Raw genomic sequence first — 20,890 nt, forward strand, 5'->3', positions numbered from 1 at the left:
CCGGACATGGCGATCGGACCTCAGGTACGGGTCAAGTCCGCTTCGTCGAACGGGGCTTGCGGGAGAAGACGATGAGGGCCGCTCCGCCGGTCAGGGCCAGGGCTCCGGTGCCGGTCACGAACGCGTCGCGCCGGGAGAAGCCGGTTTCGGCGAGGCTCGGCCCGTCGTGGTCACCGGAACGCGGGCCTGCCGCACGCAGGATGAGATCGGTGACGGCCTCGGGGTCGGTGAGATAGACGGCGTGCGGCCCGTTGACCTCGACGGTGCGGGAGCCGGCCCGCTTGGCCATGAAGCGCCCGTTGGCGGTGCCGATCGCCTGGTCCTGGAGGGGAATGAGGGCCCAGGACGGGATGGTCTTCCAGGCCGGAGTACCGGACGGCTGGGCGAACGCGACCGGTGTGATGGGCCGTTGCGCGGCGGCGAGCGCCGCGGAGGTGGTCTTGTCGACCTGGTCGCTCAGGAACACGTCTCTGAATTTGTCGGTCTTGAGGTACAGATCGGTGCCTGGTGTCGTGCTGCTGACGCCGGGGATCGGGACCGCTCTGAGCGCCGTGGGGATCGGGGCGTTCGGGTCGTCGCTCAGGTGGCTGCCGGGGAACTTGGTGGACAGCTGGGTGGCGGTCTCTCCCGTGTCGGGCTCGAAGGCCGCGATGTAGACGAGCGACTTGACGTGGGGATTGCCGGTCGCGGCGTTGGTGATGACGGCGCCGCCGTAGGAGTGCCCGACGAGGACGATCGGCCCCTTGATGGTCTTCAGGAGTGCGGCGAGATACGCCGAGTCCCCGGAGAGGCTGCGCAGTGGGTTGGCGGTGGCCACGACACGGTAACCGTCGCTCTGCAGGCTTTCAATGACCGTTTTCCACCCGGAGCCGTCCGCCCACGCCCCGTGCACCAGGACGATGGTGGGCTTGCCCTCCCCATGACCCGCGCCGCCCCCGTCCGCGACAGCGGCCGACGCGGGACCGGCGGATATGAGCGCGGCGGCCGGCAGAACGGCGGCAAGGAGAAGCAAACGGTGGGACAGGGCGCGCGGGATCGCGGACATGATCGCTCTTTCTTCGGGGCGAGGGGCGAGTGAGGACGACTCTGCCCCAGCGAGAGTGGCGGTGAGCGATCGAGCGAGCCGTATGAGTGACGGCTGTAAAGGTCTTCCGGTGATGGATGCGGCGCCGGCACCGGGAGCGGGGTGCGGCTCCGGGAACGCGTCAGTGCCGGACGGCGGCTCGCCACGGTCCGGCCCCGACGCGTTCCCGGGGGGATCGTCGTCCCGCCCCGGCGGGCTGAGCGGCTGTCAGCCGACCTGGTCGCTGTCCTTCAGGGTGCCCCAACCGTGCCAGGTGTCGATCTCGATCCACGCGTTGACCCGGCGCCGGTCCCGCCGCGGGTAGGGCTTGCCGAGGTAGCGCTGGGCGAGCCGGTCACTGTCGGCCAGTCCCTCGTCCTCGCTGATTTCGGTGACGCGGCCGATGACGCTGAGGTGTGTGTACCAACTGCTCTCGTCGAGCACGGTGAGCGTCACCCGGGGGTCATTGCGCAGATGCTCCAGCCGCTTGCGTCCCTCGTCCAGGTTGACGAGTACCCGGCCGTCCTCCCAGAGGTACCAGGTGGCCGTGGACACGGGCTGGCCGTCCGGGCGCAGGGTCGTGACGACGGCGGGATTGGCCTTCGCCAGCATCGCGATGGCCTCTTCGGGAAGCGGGGGCTTCGACATGGAACACTCTCCGTGACACGTGCTGCGTGAACGCCGGACAATCAACGTGATCGCCCGGCGTGATCGTCTGTGACCGGAGTGTTCCACGCTTCCCGTGGCTTCACGCGTTCGAATCGCACTCTGTCCGCCGCCCGAACCGTCGGCGAGCCGATGGTTTCCCGACCTCACCGCCTGGTGTTCGTGCTCGCGCAGCCGACGCAGGTCGTCGCGGTCGGGCGTGCGGTCAGTCGCGCGGCGGGGATCGGCTCTCCGCAGCGCTCGCAGACCCAGTACTCCCCGGCGGCCACCCGCTGAGCGGCCCGGTCAAGCTCCTCCAGATCGGCGCGCGCCTGCTTCAGCACATCCCGCAACTGCGCCCGCTCGAAGGCGACGGTCGCCCCCTCGGGATCGTGCTCGTCGTCGTTCCCCGTCAGGGCGGAGGCCGCCACGACGTCGTCCCACAGTCGCGCCAGCGAATCAATCAGCCGCACGCTCTCGGCCCGCGCCTCATTGATCAGCGTGGTCGCGGCTCTCTCGCGCGCCGGTGAATGTCCGGAGCTTGTGCCGAAATCCTCCACAACACGCGTAAAGAAATGCGTGATGTTCTTATTCCACCCGAGACATTCGAAGAAGGGTGGCCGCAGACCATGAGGCACTCGGAAGAGCCGGCGATCACGCGCGCCGGGGATGAACCGTCTGCCCTCCGGCTTGAGGATGACGAGTCCGAGAAGGAGACGGCGAGCTTAAGGACCTTCTCGCCCGGACGGACACCGCCCTGCTGGCCGGCGCGGACCGCATCGCGCACCACCAGTGCGTGCGCGACTACCGCCACATGGTCCGCGCCGACTACGACTACCACCTGCAAGCCGAGCGCTCCACCCGCCCCGACCTCACCAGCCCCGCTGAACACAGCCTGCGTTCAGCCCACTTCTCGGCCGTGTCACGCCCTCGGCCCGACATCACCGCACGGGACGGCGACGGTCGCCGCCCGGGCCGACCGACCGTCCCGCGAACGCCGGTGGAATAAACAGACACCGGCCGATTTCCTGGCCGGGGATCGCCTCGGTACCAGATGCAGGAGGTGCCCGGCAGGGTGACGATGGAGAGGGACATAAAACCTCGATCGTCTGGAGCCATCATGATCAAAATGCTGCACGACAAGGGCCTCCGCAGCGAGCACGCGTACACCGCGGGCGTCGTGTCCATCGGCCTCGCCATCGCGTCGTGGGCGGGCTCGATCAAGTACGAGCCCGTAGGAGATATGGCCCGCGCCGACCGGTGGGGGATATTCGTGGGCGAATGGGCACCTACGTTCTTCGGCCTCGGGCTGGCACTGGCACAGTACGAGCAGAAGGAAGCAGTACGGAGTGAGCGGGACAGGGTTCCGTCCGACCTGTCCAGTCTGTGAACTGGACCTGCCTCCCCGCCTATTGACCAAACCCGTCCTCTGCCGACGCCTGCCTTGTTGACCTGACAAGCGTCCGGGGGACGGCTCACCAGCCGCCGGCGGCCGTCGATCAGTTCGCCGGCGTGACGGGAAACGAGCGCTCCGGGACGGCTTCCGCCGACCAAGTCCCAGGGGCGGGGCGCCTTCGCGTGTGTTTGCTGGGTCGGGTCGAGTCACGGCCGCTCATGCGAAAGGTCCGCTTCAGGGATCCAGTTCTCACTTCCTTCAGTGCTGGCTGCGCAGACCTTGACGCCGGCGAGAGCGCGGGCGATGAGAGGCAGCTCTCCATCCGGGTCCGCCAGTGCGGAAATGTCGGTGGTGATCCGGCGGGCGGCGTCGGCCGAGCCGCGCTTGATCCGTTGGGCAGGCAGGGCGTCGATGTGTACGACCCGTTGGAATGCCTCCTCGACTGATGCGCCCTCGTCCTGCACGACACAGCCGACCACCTCCAGTCGGGCTTCGCGCAGGCGGGAATAGATCTCTGTCTCCATGGCACCTCCGTGGTGTTCGGGCTGAGGGCTGTCCACGCTCCGTGGCAGTATCGATTCGGGTGCGGCCGGAAGGTGTGGAGCTGAAAATCTGGCGAACAGTTCGGCGACGTGCACGCGGCCGGCGACGGGGCGGAGAAGAATCTCCATGCCCCGCTTCCGTGAGGGGAGTTCGTCGTCGAACGCACCCGGAGGATTCCATGCACGCGCACGCGAAGCGTCTCGTCGGCCTGTCCCTCGCGCCCCTCCTGAGTGTCTGCCTTCTTGTCGGGTGCGGTGGTGGTCCACGCCCCGACGACGGCCGGGCGAGCAACCAGTCGATGCGGGAGCAGGAGAGACGCGCCCGTCAAGTGGCTGACTCCTGGGAGGGTTCCGCGGCCGCTGTCGCCTGGAGGGAGGGCTACTACCCGATGGCGGACGCGGTGCGGATTCCGGAGTCAGGGTGGCGCGGTGCGGCGGACGAACAGGCCTACGAGAACAAGAACTTCGTCCTGCGTGGCGACCTGCCGACCGCTGCTTCCGCAACCGGACTGGGAACGGTGGACTGGGGAAACGGAGTCACGCTCACCCGCCCGCTGTGGGACGCGAGGAGGGCGTACCAGTCGCTCGCCCTCAACCACGGCGACGGTCCCCGGCTGACGGTGACGGGGGCCGGGCTCGGCAACATGAGGATCAGGACCAGCCGGGGCACGGCGACCGTCCCCGCTTGGCTGTTCACGCTGGAGGGCTACGACACTCCGCTCAAACGCGTCGCCGTCACCCCGTCAACGCTTCCCGACTCGCCCATCAAGGGGGCCGAGGAGGGAGCGGCCGGCGGTCTCTGGCGCGTCGCCCGCCTGGCCGGGACGGCGAAGGACGGGCGTTCGCTCACGGTGCGGGCCACCAGCGGATCGTGCGACAAGGGCCCCGTCGTCAACGTACTGGAGACCGACGAGAACGTAGTGCTGTACGCCTCCGTCGCCGGGGCGCGGAAAGGCCCTTGCACCGCCGGCATGACGGAACAGAACGTGAAGGTCCAGCTGCGGAAACCACTCGGCGACCGCATCCTCCTGGACACACTCACCAGCCGACCGGTGCCGTACGGAGAGCCCGCCGGGCCGTCGCCGAGCTGGACGTAGCGCCCGGAATCCCCCTCCGGAAAGCCGCCCGGGGTCCCCTCGTTCGGCGCCCGTTGTGCTTGCCCTCCGGATACGCCCGTCATGCCGAGAGTCGACGGACAGGGGCGATCCCCCGGGCTGCGTCCCTGTGGCGGCTCCTGCCGGCCAAGCCCTGGGTTGACGGAGGCCGTCATTCCTTGTGTTCCCGCGCCAAGGAAGCCGACGGCACTTCTTCCCGCCTCCCATGCTCGGCCACTTCTCGGCCGAGTGCTTCAACGGCTCGGGTTCCCTTCCCTGGTCTGACCAGGAAATTCCCTCGGCCGCCGGCCGGGCGGTTGGTCACGCCACGGCCCGGGAAACAGAAAAACCCCAGATCAACTGGGGTTTCTGCTGGTGTCCGAGGGGGGACTTGAACCCCCACGCCCGATAAAGGGCACTAGCACCTCAAGCTAGCGCGTCTGCCATTCCGCCACCCGGACAAGGTGTCTGCCGGGCGGCTCAGGGCCGTTCCGACGTGGAAAACCATAGCAAACATTCAGGGGCCTCCGATCACGCGCTGTTCTGTGTGACGGGCGTATGACGCGTGGGGGGTGCTCTTGGGTGCCGGGGCCCGGCGCGCGAGTATGGGGTGGAACTACAGCGACGACCGTGGGAGTGAGCAGCGTGGGTGAGCCGAACGCGGGCAGGACCGTCTCGGGTGAGGACGAGGTCGTCGATCTCTGCCGCGATCTGATCCGGATCGACACCAGCAACTACGGAGACCACTCGGGGCCCGGGGAGCGGGCCGCCGCCGAGTACGTCGCCGAAAAGCTGGCCGAGGTGGGCCTCGAACCGCAGATCTTCGAGTCGCACAAGGGCCGCGCCTCCACCGTGGCCAGGATCGAGGGCGAGGACCCCTCCAAGCCCGCGCTGCTCATCCACGGCCACACCGATGTCGTCCCGGCCAACGCCGACGACTGGACGCACGACCCGTTCTCCGGGGAGATCGCGGACGGCTGTGTCTGGGGCCGCGGCGCGGTCGACATGAAGGACATGGACGCCATGACCCTCGCGGTCGTACGGGACAGGCTGCGCACCGGCCGCAAGCCCCCGCGCGACATCGTGCTGGCCTTCCTCGCGGACGAGGAGGCCGGCGGGACGTACGGGGCGCGGTACCTCGTCGACAAGCACCCGGGTCTCTTCGAGGGCGTCACGGAGGCGATCAGCGAGGTGGGCGGTTTCTCGTACACCGTGAACGAGAACCTGCGGCTCTACCTCGTGGAGACGGCGGAGAAGGGCATCAACTGGATGCGGCTGACCGTGGACGGCACCGCCGGACACGGTTCCATGATCAGCAAGGACAACGCGGTCACGGAGCTGTGCGAGGCCGTGGGCCGGCTGGGCAGGCACAAGTGGCCGGTGCGGGTGACCAAGTCCGTGCGGTCCTTCCTGGACGAGCTGTCCGACGCGTTCGGCGTCCCGGTCGATCCGGAGGACATGGAGTCCACGCTCGTACGGCTGGGCGGCATCGCGAAGATGATCGGCGCCACTCTGAACAACTCCACCGCCCCCACGATGCTCGGCGCCGGGTACAAGGTGAACGTGATCCCGGGACAGGCGGTCGCGCATGTCGACGGCCGGTTCCTGCCCGGGTACGAGGACGAGTTCCTGGCCGACGTCGACCGGATCCTCGGGCCCCGGGTGAAGCGCGAGACCGTGAAGCGCGACAAGGCGCTGGAGACCACCTTCGACGGCAAGCTCGTGGACGCCATGCAGACCGCGCTCTCGGCGGAGGACCCGATCGCGCGGGCCGTCCCGTACATGCTGTCCGGCGGCACGGACGCGAAGTCCTTCGACGACCTGGGGATCCGCGGATTCGGCTTCGCGCCGCTCAAGCTGCCGCCCGAGCTGGACTTCGCGGGGATGTTCCACGGTGTGGACGAGCGGGTGCCGGTCGACGGTCTGAAGTTCGGCGTACGGGTCCTTGACCGGTTCATCGACAACTGCTGACCCCCGCCGACCGTCGCTGACTCGAATCGTCCGACTCGAATCATCAACAATCGGCAGCGCGTGCCTATTTGACTGAAAAGAGTGAATCCGACGATACGCTCGTAGCCTCATTACTCCTTCCTCGTTACAGGTAGTGCGGTCCGCGGTTGGGACCGCATTGCCAACTAGGAGGAATAATGATCAAGAAGATCGTTGCTGCCGCGGCCGTCACCGGTGGTCTGGTGCTCGCGGGCGCGGGCATGGCCGTCGCCGACTCGGGCGCGCAGGGCGCTGCCGTGGGTTCCCCGGGCGTCGCGTCCGGCAACGTCATCCAGGTGCCCGTTCACGTCCCGGTGAACGTGTGCGGCAACACGGTCTCTGTGATCGGGCTGCTGAACCCCGCCTTCGGCAACACCTGCATCAACAAGTGACGTTGTACCTCAACCCGTGAGGGTGTGAGCCCGAGCGGCCCCGGAGCGCGTGCCACGCACTCCGGGGCCGCCCGGGCGTCCTGCCCCGGCACGTGAGCCGAGGGGCAATTTCCGCAAGGCAGAAGGCAGGGATCGAAGCTATGAGACAGGTCACGCGCAAGGGCCTGATCACCGTGGCGGCCGCGGGCGGCGTACTCGCCCTCAGCGGCGGCTACGCGCACGCGGACTCGGGAGCACAGGGGGACGCGACGCGTTCGCCGGGCGTACTGGCCGGGAACAGCGTCCAGGTACCCGTCCACATCCCGGTCAACGTGTGCGGCAACACCGTGAATGTCGTCGGGCTGCTCAACCCGGCCATCGGCAACAGCTGCGTCAACGCGTCGAGCACCGGCGGCCCGCACGAGGGGCCGCACGACGGACCGGGCGACGGAGGGCACGGCGGCGGTGGTGCGCACGGCGGCGGAGCGCACCACGGCGGCCAGCACTCCGGCGGCTCGCACGACTCGGGCACGCCTCACGCTCCGCAGCACGGCGGCGGGTCGCATGCCGGAGGGGGTGCGGACCACTCTCCGGGCGTCGGATCCGGCAACACGATCGAGGTCCCGATCGACGTTCCCGTGAACGTCTGCGGGCTGGGCGTCAACGTCGTCGGCCTCGGCAACCCGGTCACGGGCGAGGGCTGTGAGAACGACGCGCCGGCCGTCACCCCGCCCACCGAGGAGCCCCAGCACCCCGGTCCGGCGAAGCCCGTACAGCCGGGCACTCCGGCTGTGCCGGGCACGCCGAGCACGCCGGCCACCCCCGGCAAGCCGGCCGCGCCGGGCGGCCACGGCACGCCGTCCGCCCCGAACACCCCCGGCGCGCAGACCGTCGTGGAGCCCGTGGGACGCGGCGAACTCGCCCAGACCGGTGCCGGTTCGCTCGGAACCGTGATCCCGGTGGGCGCGGGCCTGCTGCTGGCGGGCAGCGTCATCTACCGCCGCACCCGCGCCACCGCGTAACCGGATGCGTACGGATGGGGGCGGGCCTCGCAACAGCGGGGCCCGCTCCGTCGTTCTCACCAGGTGGCGCGCACCTGACGAATGATGCGCCGGCGGAGCCGTACCCTCCGGCTGCCGTCCCGGTGCAGGCTCAGACGGTCCAATTCCCAGTGCCCGTACTCGGCATGGTCGGTCAGCAGACGCGTCGCTTCCTTGCGTGAGACCCCGCGCGGCACGTACACATCGACAAATTCGTATTCCGTCATCGCATCTATTGTGCGTCCAGAGCCCAGGTACGGATAGCGTCTGCACTATGTCTGATGCTGCGCAGCCCACCGCTGCCGAGGTACGCGTCGCCGCCGAGGCGGTGAAGGTCGCTCTGGACCGCCACCTTGCGGCGGTCGAAAACCGCACGGGTGAGGACGACCCGGCCGTCTCCGAAGCGTTCAACGCCCTCGCTGCCGCGGCCGAGGTCTACGACGAGCGGCTCTACAACCGGTACGACGAGGTCACCCCCTTCGAGATCCCGGATCCGGACGACTCGCTTCCGCCATACGCGGGACCCGAGGAGCCGAACGCCCTCAGCGTGCTGATCCGGCGCGACTACGCCGTGACGGAGCCGCAGCGGCTGCTCGCACAGGCACAGCGCATCGCCGACGCCGATGGTGGTGCCGATTCCGGGGCCGTGGTCGGCAACAGCGTCCACGCCGCGCTCGGAGTGCTCTTCGGCGAGTACGAACCGGACGAGATCGCCTCCCGGCACAAGGAGTTCGGCCTGGAGGAGGGCGACTCCACGCTGTGGGTGTCGGCCGCGGACGAACTCCCGGAACCGGGGGAATGGCTGAGCGCACCCTTCGACCAGGCCGACCCCCAGCAGGTCGTCTGCCGTTTCGACGTCAGTGCGGTCTTCGACGAGGACGACCTCGACACGGACCTGGACGACCTGGAGGAGCAGGACGCCTGAGCGGGTGCCTGTGCGGGAGCCGGTGGTCTGAACGGACCCCGCACAGGCGCCCCCCCGGACGGGATCTAGTCGCCAGTCGGTCCGCCGGGCGCCGCCGGTGCCAGCAGGCCCTCGATCAGGGGGCGCAGCCTGGTCGTGCGCTCCTGGGAGGGGACCTCGGCCACCGCGTGCGGCAGCGCCTGGTCGACGCCGTGCACGATCGACAGATGCCGTTCACCCCGGCTGAAGGCCGTATAGACCCATGGGCGGCTCAGCGCCTGCGCCGCGTCGCCGGGCAGTACGACGACCGCGGCGGGCCACCGCATCCCGGCGGCCTGGTGTGCGGTCAGCGCCCAGCCGTGCCGTACGGCCGACTCGACCTGGTCCCTGGGCACGACGACCCGCGTTCCCTCGCAGTCCAGACGCAGCCCCTCCGCGTCGGCGGAGACCACGGAACCCCGCAGCGTCCTGCCGGGGGACGGTACGTACGCGACGCTGTCCTGGGGATCGAAGCCGCCGAACCGGCCCGGGCCCGGATTGAGCCGCTGTTTGAGCGCCGCGTTGAGCGCGCGGGTGCCCGCCGAGCCGCCGTGGCCCACCGTGATCACCTGCGTCTGCGCGGAGGACACCCCGAGCGCACGCGGTACGGAGTCCGCGACGAGCTGCACCGTGCGGTGCACCGCCTCGCCCGCGTCACGCACCGGAACGATCACGACCTCCTTGCCGGGGGCCTCCACCCGGTTCAGCTCCCCGATGCCGATACCGGAGACCAGCTCACCGATCGGTCCGGGATCCGGCGTACGCGAGGCGATCTGCGGGCACACCCGGGCTGCCAGCAGGTCGGCGAACACCCGGCCCGCGCCCGCCGACCAGAGCACTCCGGAGTCACCGCTGAGCACCAGGCGGCTGCCGTCCGGCAGCGACTCGACCAGCATCGCCGCCGTCTCCACGTCCAGCTGTGGTGCGTCGAGCACCACCAGGACATCGAGCGAGAAGGTGCCGTCGCTCTCCCGGCCGGGGCCCTCGGCGCCGGAGAGCAGTCCGGCCACGGTGACCGCGCCGGCGCCCAGCCTGTTCCGGCCGTTCTCGCTGTGCGTGGCGACGGCCGTCCGCAGACCGAGGGAACGGGCGGCCTCCGCCAGCGCGACCGGCTCACCGCGCGCGGTCTCACCGCCGGTGTGCAGGACCAGGCCGTTTCCGGCGGCCGCGCGGATCAGCTCGGCCGCGGAGGGTGAGGGCGCTGCCGCGGCGATCTCCTCCCAGGAGCCGTCGGGACCGGTTTTGACCAGCCGGGCCAGCCCGTCGGCCAGGCTTTCCTCGGCGAGGGCATACCGGTCGAGCCCCAGGAGCACCGGCACCGGCGCGGCGGCCGGGCCGGACGCCGCGCCGCTCTCTCCGTCCGCCTCCGTCTCCTCGTCCGGTTCCCCGGCGCCGTCCTCTTCGAGGCCGTCCTGGAAGACGAGTACGACGCCGTCCGCGATGGCATGCTCCACCGCCTCGTCGGGCTCGGGCACGGCATGTCCGGCGAGCGCGGCACGGACCGCGGACGCCTCCAGCGCGGTGTGGCCCTGGAGCGCGGCCCGTTCGAGCAGCCAGCCGACGAGTGCCGCGGCCCGCCGCTCGTCACCCGGACCGCACGCGGCGCCGAGGAGCGCCCGCGCGAATCCGTCGGCCTGTTCGGGCCGTACGCCGGGCACGGCGAGCAGCTGCCACGGATCCTCCCGCAGAACGTCGGCGGCCGGCTCGCCGAGGACGGCGCAGACCGCCCCCGCGAGCGCTTCCGGCGCCCCACCCTCCACGAGCACCGCCCGTACGGCAGACACATCACCAGGCGCCGTGACGGGCGCCTGAGCCGGTACGTGGACCGGTCCGCGCGGCGGCCCGGACACGGGGGAGGGGCCCGCAGCGGCGGCAGGCGCGGGCACGGACGCGGGTTCCGGCGGACGCAGGTGCGAGAGGTCGACCTTCTCGCCGCTCTCCATGGCGCGTACGGCGGCGAGCAGATCGGCGGCCTGCCCGCTCAGCTTCGCCCCCGCCGGGACGGGTCCGTCCTTCTCCGCCTTCCGCCGCGCGATGCGCTCCCGCAGCTCGCGCTGCGCGGCCAGCTCGGCCTGCGCCTCGGACAGCACGGCGGCCTCCCCGGCCGCGTCCCCGGCGGCTTCCGCGGTCTCGGTGCCGTCCGTGCCCGCGTCGTCCGCGTCCGCGCTCGTGGGCCCCGCGCTTTCCGTGCCCGCGTCGTCCGCGTCCGCGCTCGTGGGCCCCGCGTGCTCCGCGTCCGCGTCGTTCGGCGCCGCGCCGGATGCCTCCGGCGCGGCGTCCGTGCCCGACGCGTCCGGCTCCCCGTCGTTCGCGGCGGCCGGGGCCACCCCGGTGTCGGCCATGGACGCGGCCTCCTCCACGGCAGTGGTCTCGCGGTCCGTACTCACAGCGTGCTCCAGTCCTGGTCGGGATAGCGGTGCACGGGCGCCGACACATCGTCGAGCGCCTGGCAGATCTCGTCAGGAAGACTAAGGCTCTCCACTGACAACGCGGCCGTGAGCTGACGCGCGTTGCGCGCTCCGACGATCGGGGCCGTCACTCCAGGGCGGTCCCTGATCCAGGCCAGCGCCACCGCCAGCGGCGTCGTGGCCAGTCCGTCGGCCGCCGTCGTGACCGCGTCCACGATCCGGCTCGCCGCCTCGTCGAGATAGGGCTCGACGAACGGCGACATCTGGTCCGACGCGCCCCGCGAATCGGACGGGGTGGAGTGCCGGTACTTGCCGGTGAGCACCCCGCGGCCCAGCGGCGACGAGGGCAGCAGACCCACCCCCAGGTCCATCGCGGCGGGCAGTACCTCGCGTTCGATGCCGCGCTGAAGCAGTGAGTACTCCATCTGTGTGCTGGCCAGCCTGGTCCGTATGCCGGGCGCGGCCAGCTGCCAGGTCGCCGCCTTGGCCAGCTGCCAGCCGCAGTAGTTCGACACGCCCGCGTACCGGGCGCGGCCGCTGCTGACCGCGAGGTCCAGCGCGTGCAGCGTCTCTTCGAGCGGGGTCCCGGTGTCGAAGGCGTGGATCTGCCACAGATCCACGTAGTCGGTTCCCAGCCGCCCCAGCGACGCGTCGAGCGCCGCGAGCAGATGTCCCCGGGAGGCGTCGAACGGGCGGTCGGGGTCCGCCACGCTGCCCGCCTTGGTCGCGATGACCAGATCGCGGCGCGGCACGAGCCGTTCGACGAGCTGACCGAGCAGATATTCGGATTCACCGCCGCCGTACACATCGGCGGTGTCGACCAGGGTGCCGCCCACCTCCCAGAAGGCCTTCAACTGGTCGGCCGCGTCGTGCTCGCCGGTGTCCCGCCCCCAGGTCAGTGTGCCGAGCCCGATCCGGGACACTCGCAGGCCGGTACGGCCGAGATGCCTCTGCTCCATGGGGGCTGAGATTACTGGCCGGGACCCCGCGGGGAAGAGAGCCTGTGGACAACCCGGCCCTGACGCATGTCCGTACCGCGCGCTAGAGTCCCGGGACACAAGGACGTTACTGGTGAGTAGACGAGCAAGGGAGTATGTATGCGGCTCGGCATCAACCTCGGATATTGGGGCGCGGGGATGGACAGCGACAACCTCGCTGTCGCGCAGGAGGCCGACAGGCTCGGCTATGACGTCTGCTGGGTTGCCGAGGCGTACGGCTCCGACGCTCCCACCGTCCTGACGTGGGTCGCCGCGCAGACGGAGTCCATCGACGTCGGCTCCGCGATCATGCAGATCCCGGCCCGTCAGCCCGCGATGACGGCCATGACCGCGGCCACGCTCGACTCCCTCTCCGGGGGCCGCTTCCGGCTCGGCCTCGGCGTCTCGGGGCCGCAGGTCTCCGAGGGCTGGTACGGAGTGAAGTTCGACAAGCCCCTCGCCCGCACCCGCGAGTACGTCGAGATCATCCGCCGCGCGATGTCCCGCGAGCGGCTGTCGTACGAAGGCGAGCACTGGACGCTGCCCCTGCCCGGCGGCCCGGGCAAGCCGATCAAGCTCACGGTCCACCCCCAGCGCGAGCACATCCCGCTCTACATCGCGGCGATCGGCCCGAAGAACCTGGAGCAGACCGGCGAGATCGCCGACGGCGCGCTGCTGATCTTCCCTTCCGCCGCGCATCTGGAGGAGACGGCGATCGCCCACCTGCGGGCCGGCCGCGAGAAGGCCGGTCTGACCATGGACGGGTTCGACGTCTGCCCGACGGTCCCGATCGCGGTCGGCGACGACATCCACGCGCTGGCCGACACCTTCCGTCCGTACACCGCGCTGTACGTGGGCGGCATGGGCAGCCGCAAGCAGAACTTCTACAACCAGCTCGCCCAGCGCATGGGGTACGAGAAGGCCGCCGCCGAGATCCAGGACAAGTACCTGGCGCGCGACAAGGACGGCGCGGCCGCCGCCGTACCGCACGAGCTGATCGATTCGACGACGCTGCTCGGTCCCGTCGAGCGGATCGCCGACGGGATGCGGGCGTACGCCGACGCAGGCGTCACCACGCTGACCCTCTCGCCGGCCGGGTTCACCCTCGACGAGCGGATCGCCGCGCTGCGCGCCGGTACGGAGGCGCTGGAGCGCTCGGGCCTCGCCTCGTAGGAGCGCTCAGCAAAGCGGCGGCTCGGGAGAAGACGGCGCGAGGGCGAGCGCGTCGCAGGACGGCGGCGACGCGAACGCGGAGGACCCCGGCCGTGGTGGGGGCTCGGGGGCTTCCCCGCCACGGCCGTCGTATACCTCAACGCGCCCGGACACGGTCGGTCACACACCGGGAGCGGCTTCATATTCCTTCTTTCGGCCCAGCGCACGGCCTCACCTGTTGCCTCTTCACCCGCACCCCATTTGACTCGGTTTCTGCGGACGTCTGTATGGAGGTGCAGTGATGCTTTCGGCCCGAAGCCTGTTTCAGGAAATCCTGGACAACGACCGTTCCTTCCAGCTTTTCTGCTCCATCGCGGCCAGTGGCGAGGCTCAGGGCGGCTGGGAGAACGGCCGGATAGCCGCGCTGGTACCCGACAGCATGCGGGACCTCGCGCCCAAGATCACCCGGCACGGCGCCGACGAGGACAAGCACGGCCGCCTCTTCAGCGCCCTGCTGAAGAAGCGGGGGCTCGATCCGGTCGAGGTCCCCCAGGACACCGACTACACCGGGCTGCTGGAGAAGCGGGGCATCGGACTCACCCACGAGAAGCTGCGGCGCGAGGAACCCCTCACCGAAGAGGACATCGTCGTCTACCTCTCGCACAGCCGGGTCACCGAACAGCGCGCCGCCGACCAGATGGTGATGCTGATGAAGTACTTCGGTGCCGATCCCGAGGTTGGCAAGGCCGTCAGGATGATCAGCCACGACGAGGACAACCACCTCGCCTACTCCAACGAGGAACTGCTGCGCCTGGCCGCGCGGGGCCACGGCCAGCTGATCCACCGCACCCTGAACGAGTGCGTCAGAGCCGAGATCGGCGTCTACCGGCAGGTCAGCCTGTCCGTGATGGACCACATGGGCCGCATCCTCGGCTGGTCCGCGCCCAAGTCCGCGCTGCTCACCGCCGGGATCAACGCCATGTACCTGTACGAGCGGTCGGGCGGCTGGCGCCGGATGGTGCGGCTCGCGATGCCGGAACGCCTCGACGCCCTCGGCGGCCCCGCGACCCCGGCACCGGCGTTCCCGTAGGAGCGCCCGTACGACCCTTCGAGGCGACCCTCCGGAGCCGGGCGGCGGGGCGGGCTCAGAGCCAGCCCCGCCGCTTGAACTGGCGGTACAGGCCGTACACCACACTCAGCATCAGAACGAGCACGGCGGGGTACGCCCACACCCACTTCAGCTCTGGCATGTGCTTGAAATTCATGCCGTAGATGCCCGCGACCAGCGTGGGGACCGCCGCCATGGCCGCCCACGCCGAGATCTTCCGCATGTCGTCGTTCTGCCGCACCCCCATCTGCGCCAGATGCGCGGACAGGATGTCGGACAGCAGCCGGTCGAGCGACTCCACCTGCTCGTTCGCGTGCAGCAGATGGTCGTTGACGTCCCGGAAGAACGGCTTCGCCCCGTCGTGGACGAAGGGCACCTCGTCACCCGACAGCCGGGACATCGGCATCGCGAGCGGCACGGTGGCGCGGCGGAACTCCAGCACCTGGCGCTTGAAGTTGTAGATCTTGGCGGCGGTGGAGGTGCCGGACGACGCGCCTCCCGAGTCGGAGCCGCTGGGTGCGAAGACCTCCGCCTCCAGCTCCTCCAGGTCGACCTGAAGCTCCGCCGCGACATCGATGTAATGGTCGACGATCGCGTCGCTGATGGCGTACAGGACCGCCGTCGGGCCGTGCCTGAGGACCCGCCGCTCCGCCTCCAGCCGCTCACGCACCACGCCGAGCGGGGCGCCCTCGCCGTGCCGGACCGTCACCACGAACGAATCGCCTATGAACACCATCAGCTCGTCGGTGGTGACGGTGTCCGACTCGGGCTCGTACGACACGGGCTTGAGGACCACGAACAGCGAGTCGTCGTACACCTCCAGCTTGGGCCGCTGGTGGGCGTTGAGCGCGTCCTCCACGGCCAGCGGATGCAGCCCGAACTCGCTGCTGACGAGCGAGAACTCCTTCTCCGTCGGTTCGTGAAGCCCGAGCCAGAGGAACGCGTCCCCCGAGGCACGGGCCTGCGCGAGGGCCTCGGAGAAGTCGGCGGGCCCGTCGGTTCGGCGTCCGTCGCGGTAAATGCCGCAGTCCACGATCACGGCGGGCATTCTTCCCGCTCGCGCGCCCCCTACGCACCCCGGAGGAGCCGTCCGGCTTAGGCTGACGGACATGGCCACGCTGATACTCGTACGTCATGGACGGTCCACCGCCAACACCGCGGGCCTGCTCGCGGGCTGGACGCCCGGCGTCGCCCTCGACGAGCGCGGCGCCGCGCAGGCCGCCGCGCTGCCCGGGCGGCTGGCCGGGGTGCCGCTGGTCACCGCTGTCACCAGCCCGCTCCAGCGGTGCCGGGAGACCCTGCGGCCGCTGCTGGACGCCAGGCCGGAGCTGGAGGTTCACCCCGACGAGCGCATCGGCGAGTGCGACTACGGCGACTGGACGGGCCGCAAGCTCTCCGAGCTGAACGACGAGCCGCTGATGTCCGTCGTCCAGCGCCACCCCTCCGCAGCCGCGTTTCCCGGCGGCGAGTCCATGCGCGCCATGCAGGCCCGCTCCGTCGAGGCCGTACGGGAGTGGAACGCGCGCGTCGAGGAGGAGCACGGCGAGAACGCCGTCTTCGTGATGTGCTCGCACGGAGACATCATCAAGTCGGTCATCGCCGACGCCCTGGGGATGCACCTCGACCTCTTCCAGCGGATCCACGTGGATCCGTGCTCCGTCACGGCCATCCGCTACACCCGGCTCAGCCCGTTCGTGATGCGGATCGGCGACACCGGCGACTTCAGCGGCTTCGCGCCGCGCGAGGAGACAAGTGGCGGTACGGGGGTCGTAGGGGGCGGCGCGGGAGCACCGTGATCGCTCGGCGCAGTAGGGTGGACGCGCCGTCCGCGCGATCTGGGGGATCCTCCCGGGGACCCCGGCCCGCCCCCTTTTCTTTTCCGCCACTTCCCAAGGGAGACAGGACGTGTCCCGTCAGGTGTACCTCTACGATCCGCCGGACCGCTTCGTGGCCGGTACGGTCGGGCTGCCTGGACGCCGTACGTTCTTCCTGCAGGCTTCCGCCGCAGGGCGCGTGACCAGCGTCGCTCTGGAGAAAACGCAGGTGGCAGCCCTCGCTGAGCGGATAGACGAGCTGCTGGACGAAGTGGTCCGCCGTACCGGCGGCAATGCGCCGGTCCCGGCCGTGGCCCCCTCCGACGTCACCGATTCCGCACCGCTGGACGCTCCCGTCGAGGAGGAGTTCCGGGTCGGCACGATGGCGCTGGCGTGGGACGGCGACGAGCAGCGCATGATCGTCGAGGCGCAGGCGCTCGTCGAACTCGACGCCGAGACGGACGAGGCGCTCGCCGATGCCGAGGAGCGGTTGCTGCAGGACGAGGAGAACGGCCCGCCCATGCTCCGCGTGCGGCTGTCGGGCGCGCAGGCGCGCGCCTTCGCCAAGCGCGCTCTGGACGTGGTCAACGCGGGCCGGCCGCCGTGCCCGCTGTGCAGCCTGCCGCTCGATCCGGAAGGACACGTATGCCCGCGCCAGAACGGATACCGCCGCGGAGTGTGACCACGGTGGATCTGCTCGCCAAGGGCGAACTGACCGTGCGCGGACGGGTCGCTGACGCGTCGAACGCGGTGCTCTACTGCTCCCTCTCCTACGAGGGCCGGGAAGCGCACTGCGTCTACAAGCCCGTCGCGGGCGAGCGGCCGCTGTGGGACTTCCCCGACGGCACACTCGCCCAGCGCGAGGTGGCGGCGTACGAGGTCTCCGAGGCGACCGGCTGGGACCTCGTACCGCCCACCGTGCTGCGTGAAGGGCCGTACGGCGAAGGCATGTGCCAGCTGTGGATCGAGCCCGGGGGCGACGAGGACGCGACCTCGCTGCTCGCGCTCGTCGAGGAGGAGGAGCCGGGCGAGGGCTGGAAGGCGGTCGGCTTCGCCGAGGTCGGGGAGGGGCGGACAGCCCTGCTGGTGCACGCCGACGACGAGCGGCTGCGCCGCCTCGCGGTGCTCGACGCGGTGATCAACAACGGTGACCGCAAGGGCGGCCACCTGCTCCCCGGGCCCGAGGGGCGGCTCTACGCGATCGACCACGGCGTCACCTTCAACGTCGAGGACAAGCTGCGCACCCTCCTGTGGGGCTGGGCGGGCGAACCGCTCACCGCGGAGGCCCTGGAGGTACTGGCCCGCCTGGAGGAAGTCCTCGCGCCCGACGCGCCGCTCGCCGTCCGGCTGGCCGGACTGATCACGCCGGCCGAGACGGAAGCCGTCCGCGCCCGGGTCCGTGAACTGCGCGGCACGGGGCGCCATCCGCAGCCCTCGGGGCAGTGGCCCGCCATTCCCTGGCCTCCGATTTAACGTCGCGGCCGCGCCCCCTGAGATGCGGGCGCCCGGGTTATGTGTGAATGCGATGTCGGACGCCCTTCCGGGGCCGCTCGTCAATCCCTGTCCGTGGTGACGGAATTCCATGATCGGGGAAGAGCGGGTGGCGGGGAGGTCGCTAAGGTGGAATCAGGGGCATGACGGAGGAGAAAATCCGTCGGTGCCGTCGTGGAAAGACCGGACGGTTCTCGTTGTCGATCGCGGGGCGAAGCGGAAATGCTCCACGACGCGTACGAGGCTCCGCTCATCGAGGCCGCGTACGCCATGCGGGCATCACTGACGACGCGAGCGCGGCGCCGACTGAGCGGCCCTACCAGGGAGAACGCGCCGTATCGACCATCTCGGCGTTCGTCCGACCCCAAGGTCGCACGGCCGATCGTGAGCGGATACCCCTCCGTCGCGGCGACCTCGCAGGGTTGTGGATTTCCGTACACGGTCCGTCGTGACCCTGCAATCCGAGTGCTTGATCCGACCTTTGGGTGTAACCGCCAAAACAATCAAAGGGGTCAGCCATGAACGTCGTTCATCACCGTTACGCGACCGTCGACGGGCAGCGGATCTTCTACCGGGAGGCGGGACCCGCCGACGCCCCCGCGGTCGTTCTTCTGCACGGCTTCCCGACCAGCTCGTTCATGTTCCGCGGTCTCATCCCGGAACTGGCCGGGAATCACCACGTCATCGCGCCCGACCACCTCGGCTTCGGGCTCTCGGACGCGCCGTCCGTGAATGAGTTCACCTACACCTTCGACGCGTTGACCGGCCTCACGAAGGGCCTGCTCGACCAGCTCGGCATCACCCGCTACGCCATGTACGTGCAGGACTACGGGGCACCCATCGGGTGGCGGCTGGCCCTCGGCGATCCCGACTCGATCACCGCGATCATCAGCCAGAACGGCAACGCCTACGACAGCGGATTCGTCGAGAGCTTCTGGAAGACCGTCTGGGACTACCAGCGCGAGCAGACCCCGGACACCGAGGCCGCCATCCGCTCCGCGCTCTCGCTCACGATGACGAAGTGGCAGTACCTCACCGGTGTGCCCGACGAGACACTGGTCAGCCCCGACACCTGGAATCACGACTACCAGTTGCTGTCGCGCCCCGGCAACGACCTCATCCAGCTCGCGCTGTTCCGTGACTACGCCACCAACTCGCCGCTCTATCCGGCGGTGCACGAGTACTTCCGTACGCACCGGCCGCCGCTGCTCGCCGTCTGGGGCAAGAACGACCCCATCTTCGGTCCGGCCGGGGCGGAGGCCTTCCACGGAGACCTCCCCGAGGCCCAGGTCCACCTGCTCGACGGCGGTCACTTCCTCCTCGAAAGCTCTCTCGACGAGGCCGGCGAACTGATCGGCTCCTTCCTCGACAAGACCGGCGTGTAGCCGCGGCGGACACGGATCCCGCCGCGCTCCGTCCTCCGGGGCGGACGCGGGGGCCGTGCCTTCGCCGGGACCCGACCGTATCCGGACCCGTACCTTCTATCCGGTTCGTATCCGGAGCTTCCAGCCGGTTACGCTCATGGCATGTATGCCTGGCCCGCTTCCGAGGTCCCCGCCCTGCCCGGCAAGGGTCGCGACCTCAGGATTCATGACACCTCGACAGACGGCCGAGTGACCCTCGAGCCCGGTCCTGTCGCCCGCATCTATGTCTGCGGCATCACCCCGTACGACGCCACCCACATCGGTCACGCGGCCACCTACAACGCGTTCGACCTCGTTCAGCGGGTCTGGCTGGACACGAAGCGGCAGGTGCACTACGTCCAGAACGTGACCGACGTGGACGATCCGCTGCTGGAGCGCGCTCAGCGCGACGGCGAGGACTGGGTCGCCCTCGCGGAGCGTGAGACCGCGCTCTTCCGTGAGGACATGACCGCACTGCGCATGCTGCCGCCCCAGCACTACATCGGTGCCGTCGAGGCCATACCGGGCATCGTGCCGCTGGTGGAGCGGCTGCTCGACGCCGGTGCCGCGTACGACCTCGACGGCGACATCTACTTCTCGGTGGCCGCCGACCCGCACTTCGGCGAGGTCTCCGGGCTCGACGCCGAGGCGATGCGGCTGCTGTCCGCCGAGCGCGGCGGCGACCCCGAGCGCCCGGGCAAGAAGAACCCCCTCGACCCGATCCTCTGGCTGGCCGCACGGCCCGGCGAGCCGAGCTGGGACGGCGGCACCCTGCCTCCCGGCAGGCCCGGCTGGCACATCGAGTGTGTGGCCATCGCCCTCGACCACCTCGGCATGAACTTCGACGTCCAGGGCGGCGGCAGCGATCTGGCCTTCCCGCACCACGAAATGGGCGCCTCGCACGCGCAGGTGCTGACCGGCGAGCACCCGTTCGCACAGGCGTACGTACACGCCGGCATGGTCGGCCTGGACGGCGAGAAGATGTCCAAGTCCAAGGGCAACCTCGTCTTCGTGTCCACCCTGCGCAAGGCCGGCGTCGACCCGGCGGCCATCCGGCTCGCCCTGCTCGCCAACCACTACCGGTCGGACTGGGAGTGGACGGACCAGGTGCTCCAGGACGCCGTGGACCGCCTCGGCCGCTGGCGGGCCGCGGTCTCGCGCCCGGACGGGCCCTCCGCCGACGCGCTCGTGGAGGAGATCCGTACCGCGCTCGCGGACGACCTGGACTCCCCGGCGGCGCTGGCCGCCGTCGACCGATGGGCACAGTCGCAGCAGTCCACCGGAGGTACGGAAGAGGGCGCGACCGGCGTGGTCTCACGCGCCGTCGACGCGCTGCTCGGCGTAGCGCTCTGAGGGAGCGCCACGAAGAGGACATACGTGAGGGGGCGGCACCGGTGGGTGCCGCCCCCTCACGTGTCTTCGCCGCGTCCGGGAAAGACGTCAGTCCTCGAAGG

At 70.1% G+C, this 20,890-nt stretch carries 22 protein-coding genes and 1 tRNA gene; 14 read left to right on the plus strand and 9 right to left on the minus strand.

Going from position 1 to position 20,890, the window contains the following annotated elements:
- Nucleotides 1-31: 31 nt before the first annotated feature.
- The 3 genes from ACIP6N_RS16900 to ACIP6N_RS16910 form a co-directional block, all read right to left on the minus strand.
- A complete protein-coding gene (locus tag ACIP6N_RS16900) occupies nucleotides 32-1,045 on the minus strand; it encodes an alpha/beta fold hydrolase (RefSeq protein ID WP_401816403.1) in 1,014 nt (337 codons plus the stop codon).
- Between the two features lie 246 nt (nucleotides 1,046-1,291).
- Nucleotides 1,292-1,711 (minus strand): PPOX class F420-dependent oxidoreductase, encoded by a 420-nt coding sequence (locus ACIP6N_RS16905; RefSeq protein ID WP_401816405.1) that lies wholly within the window; start codon nucleotides 1,709-1,711, stop codon nucleotides 1,292-1,294.
- Nucleotides 1,712-1,875: 164 nt separating this feature from the next.
- A complete protein-coding gene (locus tag ACIP6N_RS16910; protein WP_401816406.1) occupies nucleotides 1,876-2,181 on the minus strand; it encodes a TraR/DksA family transcriptional regulator in 306 nt (101 codons plus the stop codon).
- A gap of 323 nt (nucleotides 2,182-2,504) precedes the next feature.
- Here ACIP6N_RS16910 and ACIP6N_RS16915 point away from each other — a divergent pair, with 323 nt between their 5' ends.
- Both ACIP6N_RS16915 and ACIP6N_RS16920 read left to right on the plus strand, forming a co-directional pair.
- Nucleotides 2,505-2,717: a hypothetical protein gene (locus tag ACIP6N_RS16915; RefSeq protein ID WP_401816408.1), complete on the plus strand. Its 213-nt coding sequence runs from the start codon at nucleotides 2,505-2,507 to the stop codon at nucleotides 2,715-2,717.
- 111 nt (nucleotides 2,718-2,828) lie between these two features.
- Entirely contained in the window at nucleotides 2,829-3,098 is a 270-nt protein-coding gene (locus tag ACIP6N_RS16920; protein ID WP_401816409.1) for a hypothetical protein, read from the plus strand.
- A gap of 212 nt (nucleotides 3,099-3,310) precedes the next feature.
- Here the strand turns inward: ACIP6N_RS16920 and ACIP6N_RS16925 are convergent, their stop codons facing one another.
- Entirely contained in the window at nucleotides 3,311-3,628 is a 318-nt protein-coding gene (locus ACIP6N_RS16925) for a hypothetical protein (RefSeq protein ID WP_401816411.1), read from the minus strand.
- 197 nt (nucleotides 3,629-3,825) lie between these two features.
- Here ACIP6N_RS16925 and ACIP6N_RS16930 point away from each other — a divergent pair, with 197 nt between their 5' ends.
- Complete coding sequence (locus tag ACIP6N_RS16930; RefSeq protein ID WP_401816412.1) at nucleotides 3,826-4,743, plus strand: hypothetical protein; 918 nt, start codon at nucleotides 3,826-3,828, stop codon at nucleotides 4,741-4,743.
- 370 nt (nucleotides 4,744-5,113) lie between these two features.
- On the opposite strand, the gene ACIP6N_RS16935 is transcribed toward ACIP6N_RS16930, so the two are convergent.
- A tRNA-Leu gene (locus ACIP6N_RS16935) sits at nucleotides 5,114-5,201 on the minus strand.
- Nucleotides 5,202-5,385: 184 nt separating this feature from the next.
- On the opposite strand from ACIP6N_RS16935, the gene ACIP6N_RS16940 reads away from it, so the two are divergent.
- From ACIP6N_RS16940 to ACIP6N_RS16950, 3 genes are all read left to right on the plus strand, one after another.
- The gene (locus ACIP6N_RS16940; protein WP_401816413.1) at nucleotides 5,386-6,711 is read left to right on the plus strand and encodes a M20/M25/M40 family metallo-hydrolase; all 1,326 of its coding nucleotides are present in this window, start codon (nucleotides 5,386-5,388) and stop codon (nucleotides 6,709-6,711) included.
- Between the two features lie 176 nt (nucleotides 6,712-6,887).
- Nucleotides 6,888-7,121: a chaplin ChpH gene (gene chpH, locus ACIP6N_RS16945; RefSeq protein WP_401816415.1), complete on the plus strand. Its 234-nt coding sequence runs from the start codon at nucleotides 6,888-6,890 to the stop codon at nucleotides 7,119-7,121.
- A gap of 140 nt (nucleotides 7,122-7,261) precedes the next feature.
- Nucleotides 7,262-8,122 carry a chaplin family protein gene (locus ACIP6N_RS16950; RefSeq protein ID WP_401816416.1) on the plus strand — a complete coding sequence of 287 codons (861 nt, stop codon included), beginning with the start codon at nucleotides 7,262-7,264 and terminating at the stop codon, nucleotides 8,120-8,122.
- A gap of 56 nt (nucleotides 8,123-8,178) precedes the next feature.
- On the opposite strand, the gene ACIP6N_RS16955 is transcribed toward ACIP6N_RS16950, so the two are convergent.
- On the minus strand, nucleotides 8,179-8,367 hold the full coding sequence (locus ACIP6N_RS16955) for a DUF5703 family protein (protein ID WP_040020223.1): 189 nt from the start codon (nucleotides 8,365-8,367) through the stop codon (nucleotides 8,179-8,181).
- Between the two features lie 47 nt (nucleotides 8,368-8,414).
- Between ACIP6N_RS16955 and ACIP6N_RS16960 the strand changes: the two genes are divergently transcribed.
- A complete protein-coding gene (locus ACIP6N_RS16960; RefSeq protein ID WP_401816417.1) occupies nucleotides 8,415-9,065 on the plus strand; it encodes a hypothetical protein in 651 nt (216 codons plus the stop codon).
- Nucleotides 9,066-9,130: 65 nt separating this feature from the next.
- Here the strand turns inward: ACIP6N_RS16960 and ACIP6N_RS16965 are convergent, their stop codons facing one another.
- Complete coding sequence (locus ACIP6N_RS16965; protein WP_401816873.1) at nucleotides 9,131-11,425, minus strand: helix-hairpin-helix domain-containing protein; 2,295 nt, start codon at nucleotides 11,423-11,425, stop codon at nucleotides 9,131-9,133.
- A gap of 41 nt (nucleotides 11,426-11,466) precedes the next feature.
- Entirely contained in the window at nucleotides 11,467-12,450 is a 984-nt protein-coding gene (locus tag ACIP6N_RS16970; RefSeq protein ID WP_401816418.1) for an aldo/keto reductase, read from the minus strand.
- 138 nt (nucleotides 12,451-12,588) lie between these two features.
- On the opposite strand from ACIP6N_RS16970, the gene ACIP6N_RS16975 reads away from it, so the two are divergent.
- Nucleotides 12,589-13,641: an LLM class F420-dependent oxidoreductase gene (locus tag ACIP6N_RS16975; RefSeq protein ID WP_401816419.1), complete on the plus strand. Its 1,053-nt coding sequence runs from the start codon at nucleotides 12,589-12,591 to the stop codon at nucleotides 13,639-13,641.
- Between the two features lie 280 nt (nucleotides 13,642-13,921).
- The gene (locus ACIP6N_RS16980) at nucleotides 13,922-14,710 is read left to right on the plus strand and encodes a ferritin-like domain-containing protein (RefSeq protein ID WP_401816421.1); all 789 of its coding nucleotides are present in this window, start codon (nucleotides 13,922-13,924) and stop codon (nucleotides 14,708-14,710) included.
- Between the two features lie 55 nt (nucleotides 14,711-14,765).
- Here ACIP6N_RS16980 and corA read toward each other — a convergent pair whose 3' ends face one another.
- A complete protein-coding gene (corA, locus tag ACIP6N_RS16985) occupies nucleotides 14,766-15,776 on the minus strand; it encodes a magnesium/cobalt transporter CorA (protein WP_401816422.1) in 1,011 nt (336 codons plus the stop codon).
- A gap of 61 nt (nucleotides 15,777-15,837) precedes the next feature.
- On the opposite strand from corA, the gene ACIP6N_RS16990 reads away from it, so the two are divergent.
- The 5 genes from ACIP6N_RS16990 to mshC all read left to right on the plus strand — a co-directional run bounded on the left by ACIP6N_RS16990 (nucleotide 15,838) and on the right by mshC (nucleotide 20,789).
- Nucleotides 15,838-16,524, plus strand: coding sequence for a histidine phosphatase family protein (locus ACIP6N_RS16990; protein ID WP_401816424.1), 687 nt, complete (start codon nucleotides 15,838-15,840; stop codon nucleotides 16,522-16,524).
- 109 nt (nucleotides 16,525-16,633) lie between these two features.
- On the plus strand, nucleotides 16,634-17,224 hold the full coding sequence (locus ACIP6N_RS16995; RefSeq protein WP_401816426.1) for a DUF3090 domain-containing protein: 591 nt from the start codon (nucleotides 16,634-16,636) through the stop codon (nucleotides 17,222-17,224).
- Nucleotides 17,188-18,015 (plus strand): SCO1664 family protein, encoded by an 828-nt coding sequence (locus ACIP6N_RS17000; RefSeq protein WP_401816427.1) that lies wholly within the window; start codon nucleotides 17,188-17,190, stop codon nucleotides 18,013-18,015. The genes ACIP6N_RS16995 and ACIP6N_RS17000 overlap by 37 nt, the downstream gene beginning before the upstream one ends.
- A gap of 536 nt (nucleotides 18,016-18,551) precedes the next feature.
- A complete protein-coding gene (locus ACIP6N_RS17005; RefSeq protein ID WP_401816429.1) occupies nucleotides 18,552-19,418 on the plus strand; it encodes an alpha/beta fold hydrolase in 867 nt (288 codons plus the stop codon).
- A gap of 141 nt (nucleotides 19,419-19,559) precedes the next feature.
- On the plus strand, nucleotides 19,560-20,789 hold the full coding sequence (gene mshC, locus ACIP6N_RS17010) for a cysteine--1-D-myo-inosityl 2-amino-2-deoxy-alpha-D-glucopyranoside ligase (RefSeq protein WP_401816431.1): 1,230 nt from the start codon (nucleotides 19,560-19,562) through the stop codon (nucleotides 20,787-20,789).
- The last annotated feature ends 101 nt before the right edge of the window (nucleotides 20,790-20,890 follow it).

The sequence above is a fragment of the Streptomyces sp. NPDC088725 genome (assembly GCF_044751305.1).
Classification (GTDB): Bacteria; Actinomycetota; Actinomycetes; order Streptomycetales; family Streptomycetaceae; genus Streptomyces.